The 8,256-nt window shown below is 68.7% G+C and carries 9 protein-coding genes; 5 read left to right on the forward strand and 4 right to left on the reverse strand.

Features of this window, described 5'->3' with window-relative positions; translation table 11 throughout:
* The 4 genes from JWP65_RS04545 to JWP65_RS04560 form a co-directional block, all read left to right on the forward strand.
* Window positions 1-678 (forward strand): hydroxymethylglutaryl-CoA lyase (locus JWP65_RS04545; protein WP_299760767.1); only part of this gene is annotated, 678 nt, incomplete at its 5' end.
* Complete coding sequence (locus tag JWP65_RS04550; protein ID WP_299760769.1) at window positions 671-1,870, forward strand: CaiB/BaiF CoA-transferase family protein; 1,200 nt, start codon at window positions 671-673, stop codon at window positions 1,868-1,870. The genes JWP65_RS04545 and JWP65_RS04550, both read left to right, overlap by 8 nt.
* 39 nt (window positions 1,871-1,909) lie before the next feature.
* Complete coding sequence (locus tag JWP65_RS04555; RefSeq protein ID WP_299760771.1) at window positions 1,910-2,893, forward strand: tripartite tricarboxylate transporter substrate binding protein; 984 nt, start codon at window positions 1,910-1,912, stop codon at window positions 2,891-2,893.
* A gap of 20 nt (window positions 2,894-2,913) precedes the next feature.
* On the forward strand, window positions 2,914-3,120 hold the full coding sequence (locus JWP65_RS04560) for a DUF6494 family protein (RefSeq protein WP_299760773.1): 207 nt from the start codon (window positions 2,914-2,916) through the stop codon (window positions 3,118-3,120).
* A gap of 7 nt (window positions 3,121-3,127) precedes the next feature.
* Here JWP65_RS04560 and JWP65_RS04565 read toward each other — a convergent pair whose 3' ends face one another.
* Complete coding sequence (locus tag JWP65_RS04565) at window positions 3,128-3,547, reverse strand: PACE efflux transporter (RefSeq protein ID WP_299760775.1); 420 nt, start codon at window positions 3,545-3,547, stop codon at window positions 3,128-3,130.
* A 167-nt stretch (window positions 3,548-3,714) separates the two neighbouring features.
* Here JWP65_RS04565 and JWP65_RS04570 point away from each other — a divergent pair, with 167 nt between their 5' ends.
* Window positions 3,715-4,725, forward strand: coding sequence for an aldo/keto reductase (locus tag JWP65_RS04570; protein ID WP_299760777.1), 1,011 nt, complete (start codon window positions 3,715-3,717; stop codon window positions 4,723-4,725).
* 6 nt (window positions 4,726-4,731) lie between these two features.
* Here JWP65_RS04570 and JWP65_RS04575 read toward each other — a convergent pair whose 3' ends face one another.
* The 3 genes from JWP65_RS04575 to rpoD form a co-directional block, all read right to left on the reverse strand.
* Entirely contained in the window at window positions 4,732-5,652 is a 921-nt protein-coding gene (locus JWP65_RS04575) for a DMT family transporter (protein WP_299760779.1), read from the reverse strand.
* 114 nt (window positions 5,653-5,766) lie between these two features.
* Window positions 5,767-6,894, reverse strand: a complete 1,128-nt coding sequence (locus JWP65_RS04580; protein ID WP_299760781.1) for an FAD-binding oxidoreductase — start codon at window positions 6,892-6,894, stop codon at window positions 5,767-5,769.
* 93 nt (window positions 6,895-6,987) lie between these two features.
* A partial coding sequence (rpoD, locus tag JWP65_RS04585) for an RNA polymerase sigma factor RpoD (RefSeq protein WP_299760784.1) occupies window positions 6,988-8,256 on the reverse strand: 1,269 nt, incomplete at its 5' end.

Genomic DNA, 8,256 nt, shown 5'->3' on the forward strand with positions numbered 1-8,256 from the left:
GGGGCCGAGCGCGCGATGGCGGCGAACGCCGAGATGATGCTGGTGCCGCTGTCCGCCAGCCACGCGCACAGCCTGGCGAACCTGCGCAAGACGCCGGACGACGTGGTGGCGGAGATCGCCCGCATCCGCACCGAGCGCGATGCGACAGGTGCGCGCACGCGAATCGAGGTGGGCATCAGCACCGCCTTCGGTTGCACCCTCCAGGGCAACGTGCCTGCGGAAGAAGTGGTGCGGCTGGTGCAGGCGGTGCTGGATCTCGGCGTCGACGCAGTCAGCCTGGCGGACACCGTCGGCTACGCGGATCCGGCGATGGTCAGCTCGCTGTTCGAACGGGTACTCCGCGTCGCCGGCGACAAGCTCACCTGCGGCCACTTCCACGACACGCGCGGGCTGGCACTGGCGAACGTCTACGCAGCGATGCAACGGGGCATCCACCGTTTCGACGCCTGCACCGCCGGCATCGGCGGCTGCCCCCACGCACCCGGCGCCAGCGGCAACGTGGCGACCGAGGACCTGACGTACATGCTGCACAGCATGGGCATTGAAACCGGCCTGGACTTCGACAAGCTGCTCGCGCTGCGCGCGAAGGTGGCGAAGTGGCTCGAAGGCGAGCCCACCCACGGCACGATCTGGAAGACGGGCCTGCCGCGCACGATGCAGGAGGCCGCCCATGCGTGAAGGCAGCACGGCGCAGCCGCTGAAAGGCCTGCGCGTCATCGAGTTCACCCACATGGTGATGGGTCCCACCTGCGGCATGGTGCTGGCGGACCTGGGCGCGGAAGTCATCAAGATCGAGCCGCTCGAGGGCGATCGCACCCGGCGCCTGCTCGGTGCGGGCTCCGGCTTCTTCCCCATGTTCAACCGCAACAAGAAGAGCATCGGCATCGACCTGCACAATCCCGCCGGCGCCGAGCTCGCGCGGAAGTTGTGCGGCACCGCCGACGTCGTCGCGGAGAACTTCAAGCCCGACACGATGGCCAAGTACGGTCTCGACTACGCGTCGCTCAGCGCGGCGAACCCGAAGCTGATCTACGCCACCTGCAAGGGCTTCCTGCCCGGCCCTTACGACCACCGCACGGCGCTCGATGAAGTCGTGCAGATGATGGGCGGCCTCGCGTACATGACGGGCCGCCCGGGCGATCCGCTGCGGGCCGGCACCAGCGTCAACGACATCATGGGCGGCCTGTTCGGCGCCATCGGCGTGCTCGGCGCCCTGATCCAGCGCGGCATCACCGGCAAGGGCATGGAAGTGCAGTCCGCCCTGTACGAGAACAACGTGTTCCTGATGGGGCAGCACATGCTGCAGTTCGCCATGACGGGCAAGCACCCGGCGCCGATGCCGGCGCGCGAAAGCCCGTGGGCCGTCTACGACGTGTTCACCGTCAAGGACGGCGAGCAGATCTTCCTGGCCGCCGTCAGCGACGCGCAATGGCTGATGTTTTGTGATGCGCTGGGGCTGGCCGACCTGAAGGCCGAGCCGGCGCTGGCCACCAACAACCAGCGCGTGCACGAGCGGCCGCGCCTGTTGAAGACCCTGCGCGAGCGGCTGGCCCACCGCACCGCGGCCGAACTGGCCGCCGCCATGGAGAAGTCCGGCCTGCCGTTCGCGCCGATCCGCAAGCCGGCCGACCTGCTCGACGACGAGCACCTGCTGCAGACCGGCGGCCTGGCCGACGTGCGGCTGCCCGATGGCGACAAGGCTGGCCAGACGGTCAAAACCACGTTATTCCCGATCACAATGGAGGGCAGCCGGCTGGGTGTCCGCATGGACCCGCCCCGGATCGGGGAGCACACCGCCGACCTGCTGGCGGAACTGGGCTACGACACCGCCCGCGTGGCGCAGCTGCATTCGCGCAACATCGTCGGCTGAAGCCCTTTGCAATCACGACCGACCCACAAGGAGACAGACATGACCCATCGCACCACCTTCTCGCGCCGCAGCCTGCTGGCCGCCTGCGTTGCCGCCGCCATCGGCCTGGCTCCCGTCGCCGCGCTGGCGCAGTCCGGCGTGGTCAAGTTCATCCTGCCCAACGCCACCGGCTCGGGCGTCGACACCATCACGCGCTCGGCCCAGCCGGCGCTGTCCAAGGCGTTGAACGCCTCGGTGGTGGTCGAGAACCAGCCGGGCGCCGGTGGCATCGTCGGCCTGCAGGCCCTGGCCCGCTCGGCCCCGGACGGCAACACGCTGGCCGTGGTGTCGAACAACGTGGTGATCTTCCCCAGCGTGCTCAAGTCGCTGCCGTTCGACATGCCCGGCGACTTCACGCCGATCGCCGTGGTCGGCTCCACGCCGATGGTGCTGGTGGTCAACCCGGCCAAGGTGAGCGCCACCAACGGCCGTGAATTCATCGCCTTGCTCAAGAGCAGGCCGGGCGCGCTGAACTTCGCCTCCGGCGGCAACGGCACCATCCTGCACCTGGCCGCGGAACTGTTCCTGGACGCCTCGGGCACCAGCGCCCGCCACATCCCCTACAAAGGCGTGGGCCCGATGGTCACCGACCTGATCGGCGGCCAGGTGGACTTCGGCGTGGTCGCACTGCCCAGCGTGCAGGGTCACATCAAGAGCGGCGCGTTGCGCCCGATCGGCATGATGTCGGCGCAGCGCACCCTGGCGGCGCACGATGTCCCCACCTTCGCGGAACAGGGACTGGCCAATTTCGCGGTCGATGCCTGGTTCGCCGTGATCGGCCCCAAGGGCCTGAGCGCCGCCAGTGTGAAAAAGGCGCACGACGCCGTGGTGACGGCCTTTGCCGACCCCGCCGTCAAGGAAGCGATGAACAAGCAGGGCAACACCATCACCATCAGCACCGCCGAGCAGGCGCAGGCGGCCTTCCGCACCGAGCTGGCCAAGTACGCAGCGCTGGTCAAGAAGGTCGGGCTCGAGCCGCAGTAAGTCTTGCGCCGGAGACCACCATGGACGACGAAGCTTTCAACATCAGCATCCGCAAGTTCCTCAAGGTGGTCGGCGTGAGCTCGCAGCGCGAGATCGAGCAGGCCGTCGCCAAGGCCCTGCAGGACGGGTCGATCCAGGGCGACGAGACGTTGCCCGCCACGATGACGCTGGAAATCGCCGGGCTGAAGCTGCGCGTCGCGTTCGACGGCGAAGTGAAGCTTCAGTAGCCTGCGCTCACTGCGCCGACAGCGGCAGCCCGAACAGCCGGTCGAAGGCCAGGTTGTAGCTGAAGGTGTAGACCAGGAAAAACACGATCATGCCCAGGTTGTAGAGCAGGGCGTCGAGCAGGGAGACACCGAGCACCAGGGCGAACAGCGGCACCAGCAGCACGGTGAGGCCGGTCTCGAACCCCAGCGCATGGGCGGCGCGGCGCGTGAAGCTGCGGCCCTTGCGCGCCCGGCCTGCCTCCCAGCGCTCGAACAGCGCGTTGTAGGCGAGGTTCCAGACCATCGCGAGGGCAGAGGCGCCCACGGCCGCGGCGCCGGCGTGGCCCGCGGGGCTGCCTGACAGCAGCTTCAGGAGGATGGTCGACATCGCGATCGCGATGAGTTCGAAGAAAACGACGTAGACGATCTTGCGCTTGGCGCCTTGCATGGCCTGGTTCCGTGTCAGGCCGGGTCGTCCCCGGACGTTGGTTCCCGATCTGGGGGAGGTCGTCCTCCGGCTGCCAGAAGCAGCGATCAGGGATTTTAGGACACGGCAGCGGTGCACTGCCCGTTGTAAGCTCTTGCCTGACCCTTCGCAACCGCTTGCCTACCGCCATGCACCAACGACAACTCGGCCCTTTCCCCGTCACCTCCATCGGTCTCGGCTGCATGAACCTGAGCCATGCCTACGGCACGCCGCCGTCGCCGCAGCAAGGCGAGCGCCTGCTGCTGGCCGCCGTCGACGCCGGCGTCACGCTGTTCGACACGGCCGCGCTGTACGGTTTCGGCGCCAACGAAACCCTGGTCGGGCGCGTGCTCAAGCCGCATCGCCGCCGCCTCACGCTGTGCAGCAAGGGCGGGCTGGCCGGCGTGACCGGCGACGACGGCAGCGTCCGCCGCGCGATCGACGGCCGCCCCGAGGCGCTGCGCCGCAACTGCGAGGACAGCCTGCGGCGCCTGCAGACCGATGTGATCGACCTTTACTACCTGCACCGCTGGGACAAGAAGGTGCCGGTGGAAGAGAGCATCGGCGCGCTGGCCGACCTGGTGCGCGCGGGCAAGATCCGCACCATCGGGCTGTCCGAGGTGTCGGCGGCCACCATCCGCCGGGCGCACGCGGTGCACCCGATCACCGCGGTGCAGACGGAGTACTCGCTGTGGACGCGCAATCCGGAGATCGCGGTGCTGGACACCTGCCGCGAGCTCGGGATCACGTTCGTGGCCTTCAGCCCGGTGGCGCGCGGCTTTCTGTGCGATGCGGTGCCCGACGTGGCGGCGTTCGACGCCAAGGACATCCGCAAGTCGATGCCGCGCTTCGAGCCGGCCAACCATGCCCGCAACCTGGAACTGCTGCCCCGCTACCGGGAACTGGCGCGCGAAGCCGGCTGCACGCCGGCGCAGCTGGCGCTGGCCTGGCTGCTGCACCAGGGCGACGACATCATCCCGATTCCGGGCACCACCAGCGTGGAGCACCTGGCCGAAGACCTGGCGGGCGCCGACGTCAAGCTGTCGCCCGAGTTGCTGGCCCAGCTGGAGGCGCACATCAACCAGCGCACGGTGCACGGCAACCGCTACAGCCAGCAGGCCCGCGGCGAAGTCGACACCGAGGAATTTCCCGGCAGCTGACCCGCTTCAATCCGCAATCGGCTCCAGCTCGGGCCGGCCCCGGCCCCGGCCGCGCTCGCCGTGCAGCACGTACAGGCCGGCTGCCACCAGCAGCGCGATGCCGATCCAGGCCAGCGCGTCCGGCACGTCGCCCCAGACCAGGTAGCCGAGCAGCAGCGCGAACAGCAGGCCGGCGTAGCGAAACGGCGCGATCAGGCTCATCTCGCCGCCGCGCATGGCGACGGTCAGCAGGTAGTAGCCGCAGCTGAGGAACACGCTGGCGCCGGCCAGCATGGCCAGCTGGCGCGGGTGGACCGGCTGCCAGCCTTGCACCAGGGTGCCGATGCCGGCCAGCGCGGTGACCGCCAGCGCCGAGCTGAGCGTGATCAGGATGGACGGGATGGCCTTGTCGATGTAGCGCGTGGTCAGGTCGCGCCCGGCGTGCAGCAGGGTGCCGCCCAGGCACAGCAGCGACCAGGCGTTGAAGGCGGCGGCGCTGGGCTGCACCACCAGCAGCACGCCGGTGAAGCCGGTGGCGATCGCCAGCCAGCGGCCCGCGCCCACCTGCTCCTTGAAGGCCAGCACCGCGAACAGCGTGATGAACAGCGGCGTCGCCATGTTGATGGCGGTGGCCTCGCCGATCGGCAGGTGGAACAGCGAGGTGAGGTAGACCACGGAGGCGACGGCGTCGAGGGCGGCGCGCAACAGCACGCGCCGATTGCCCAGGCGGGCGAACTGCCGGGTGGCGCCCACGGCCTGCACCACGACGAACAGCAGCAAGGTGGCGAACAGGCCGCGCAGGAAGATCAGCTGCATGGACGGCAGCGACTCGCTGACGACCTTGACCATGCTGTCGTTGGCCACGAAGCTGGCCATGCCGGCGGACATCGCCAGCACGCCGCGGCGGTTGGCGGCGCGCTGTGCGTGCGGAGAGGATGGTGTGGTCAAGCCGCGATCTTACTGAGATGTTGCAACAGAGGTCTGCATGTTTCGCAAGCGTGACGCACTGCGGCTCCCATGTGAGCGCGGAAGCATGGAGCGGCTGCGAGCCGCCGGTCCCGCTCAGCGCAGTCGCGCCGGCCCCAGCATCGGCGCGGTCAACCCGAACCCCGCGATCCGCTCGGGCAGCGGCAGCCCGCGCGCCAGTGCGGCGCAGGCTTCGCCCATGGCCGGCGAGGTCTGGATGCCGTAACCTCCTTGCGCCGCCAGCCAGAAGAAGCCGGGCGCGGCCGGATCGAAACCGCCGACGAGGTCGCCGTCGGCGACGAACGAGCGCAGCCCCGCCCAGGTGCGCGTCGGCCGCCGGATCTGCAGCGTCGTCATCTGCTGGATGCGGTCGATGGCCAGCGCGATGTCCAGTTCCTCGGGCTGCACGTCGTGCGGATCGACCGGGTCGGCATTGGCGGGCGAGCCGAGCAGCATGCCAGCATCCTGCTTGATGTACCAGCCTTCGTCGGCGCTGATGACGGCCGGCCAGGCGCGCGGGTCCACGCCCGCCGGCGGTGCGAAGGTGAAGGCCGAGCGGCGCTTGGGCTGCAGGCCGATGGGCGCGACGCCGGCGAGGATCGCGACAACGTCGGCCCAGGCGCCGGCGGCGTCGATGAGCACCGGTGCACGGTAGCGTGTCGCTGCCGCGGTGACTTCCCATTCGCCTTGCGAGCGCTCGATCGTCGTCGTCTGCGCATCGCACACCAGCTGCCCGCCGGCGCGCCGCAGACCGCGCAGGAAGCCCTGGTGGATGGCGTCCACGTCCATGTCGGCCGCGTCGGGTTCCAGCACGGCGCCGATCAGCCGCTCGGGCCGCAGCACGGGCACGAGCTCCTTCGCCTGCGCTGCGTCGAGGCGACGCGCGTTGGGCGCCATCGCCCGCAGCATGTCCCAGTGCGCTTGCAGCTGGGCCTCCTGCCCTGGCGCGGCCACCAGCAGGCAGCCGCGCGGCGAGATCAGCGGCTGGGCGGCAAACCCTGCCGGCGGCGCATCGAAGAAGGCGCGGCTGGCGCGGGTGAGCGCGCGCACCTGCGGCGTGCCGTAGCTTTCCAGGAACAGGGCGGCCGAGCGGCCGGTGGAGTGGTAGCCGGGCTGCGCCTCGCGCTCCAGCAGGACCACCTTGCCGTGCGGCGCCAGGAAGTAACCGACCGAGGCGCCGGCGATGCCGGCGCCGATGATGAGGAAGTCGGCGCTGTGGGTCATTGCGGGATTCTAGGAGCGCAAAGAAAAAGCGCCCCGGCGGGGCGCTTTCTCGAAAGCCCTGGCTTGCCGCCTCCGCGGCAACGCCGAGGGGTTTTACATCGTGTCGATGAACGACCGCAGCTTGTCGGAGCGGCTGGGGTGCTTGAGCTTGCGCAGCGCCTTGGCTTCGATCTGGCGGATCCGCTCGCGGGTGACGTCGAACTGCTTGCCGACTTCCTCCAGCGTGTGGTCGGTGCTCATCTCGATGCCGAAGCGCATGCGCAGCACCTTGGCTTCGCGCGGCGTCAGCGAGTCGAGGATGTCCTTGACCACGTCGCGCAGGCCCGCCTGCATGGCGGCTTCGATCGGCGCGGTGTTGCCGGTGTCCTCGATGAAATCGCCCAGGTGGGAATCGTCGTCGTCGCCGATCGGCGTCTCCATGGAGATCGGCTCCTTGGCGATCTTCATGATCTTGCGGATCTTCTCTTCCGGGATCTCCATCTTGGCGGCCAGAATGCTGGCGTCCGGCTCGAAGCCGAACTCCTGCAGGTGCTGGCGGCTGATGCGGTTCATCTTGTTGATGGTCTCGATCATGTGCACCGGGATGCGGATCGTGCGCGCCTGGTCCGCGATCGATCGCGTGATGGCCTGGCGGATCCACCAGGTGGCATAGGTCGAGAACTTGTAGCCGCGGCGGTATTCGAACTTGTCGACCGCCTTCATCAGGCCGATGTTGCCTTCCTGGATCAGGTCCAGGAACTGCAGGCCGCGGTTCGTGTACTTCTTGGCGATGGAGATCACCAGCCGCAGGTTGGCCTCGATCATCTCCTTCTTGGCCTCGCGCGACGAGGCCTCGCCCTCGTTCATGCGCTTGTTGATTTCCTTGAGCTGGGGCAACGGCACCACCACGCGCGACTGGACGTCGGCCAGCTTCTGCTGCAGTTCCTGGATCGGCGGGATGTTCCGCGCGATCACCACCGACCAGGGCTTGCCCGCGGCGGCCTGCTTCTCCACCCACTTCTGGTTGAGCAGGTTGGGCGGGAAGTCCTTGATGAAGATTTCCTGCGGCATGCCGCACTTGTCCACGATGATGCGGCGCAGCTCGCGCTCCTTCTTGCGCACGTCGTCGACCTGCCCGCGCACCATGTCGCACAGCTTCTCGATGGTCTTGGCCGTGAAGCGGATGGTCATCAGCTCGTCGGACAGGAGCTTCTGCGCCTTGTGGTACGCCGGCGTGCCGTAGCCTTCCTTGTCGTAGACCCGGTGGACCTTCTCGAACAGGCCGGCGATGCGCTCGAACCTCTCCAGCGCCTGGGCCTTGAGTTCCTCGAGTTTCTTGGTGAGCGCCTTGGAGCCGCCGTTGCCGTCGTCGTCGTCGTCGGC

It is taken from the genome of Ramlibacter sp. (assembly GCF_028292805.1).
GTDB lineage: Bacteria > Pseudomonadota > Gammaproteobacteria > Burkholderiales > Burkholderiaceae_C > Ramlibacter.

What these genes read in the sequence shown, in the direction of transcription:
- JWP65_RS04550 (WP_299760769.1), top strand. Translation starts at nt 671, where the DNA reads ATGCGTGAAGGCAGCACGGCGCAGCCGCTGAAAGGCCTGCGCGTCATC.
- JWP65_RS04555 (WP_299760771.1), top strand. Translation starts at nt 1,910, where the DNA reads ATGACCCATCGCACCACCTTCTCGCGCCGCAGCCTGCTGGCCGCCTGC.
- JWP65_RS04560 (WP_299760773.1), top strand. Translation starts at nt 2,914, where the DNA reads ATGGACGACGAAGCTTTCAACATCAGCATCCGCAAGTTCCTCAAGGTG.
- JWP65_RS04565 (WP_299760775.1), bottom strand. Translation starts at nt 3,547, where the DNA reads ATGCAAGGCGCCAAGCGCAAGATCGTCTACGTCGTTTTCTTCGAACTC.
- JWP65_RS04570 (WP_299760777.1), top strand. Translation starts at nt 3,715, where the DNA reads ATGCACCAACGACAACTCGGCCCTTTCCCCGTCACCTCCATCGGTCTC.
- JWP65_RS04580 (WP_299760781.1), bottom strand. Translation starts at nt 6,894, where the DNA reads ATGACCCACAGCGCCGACTTCCTCATCATCGGCGCCGGCATCGCCGGC.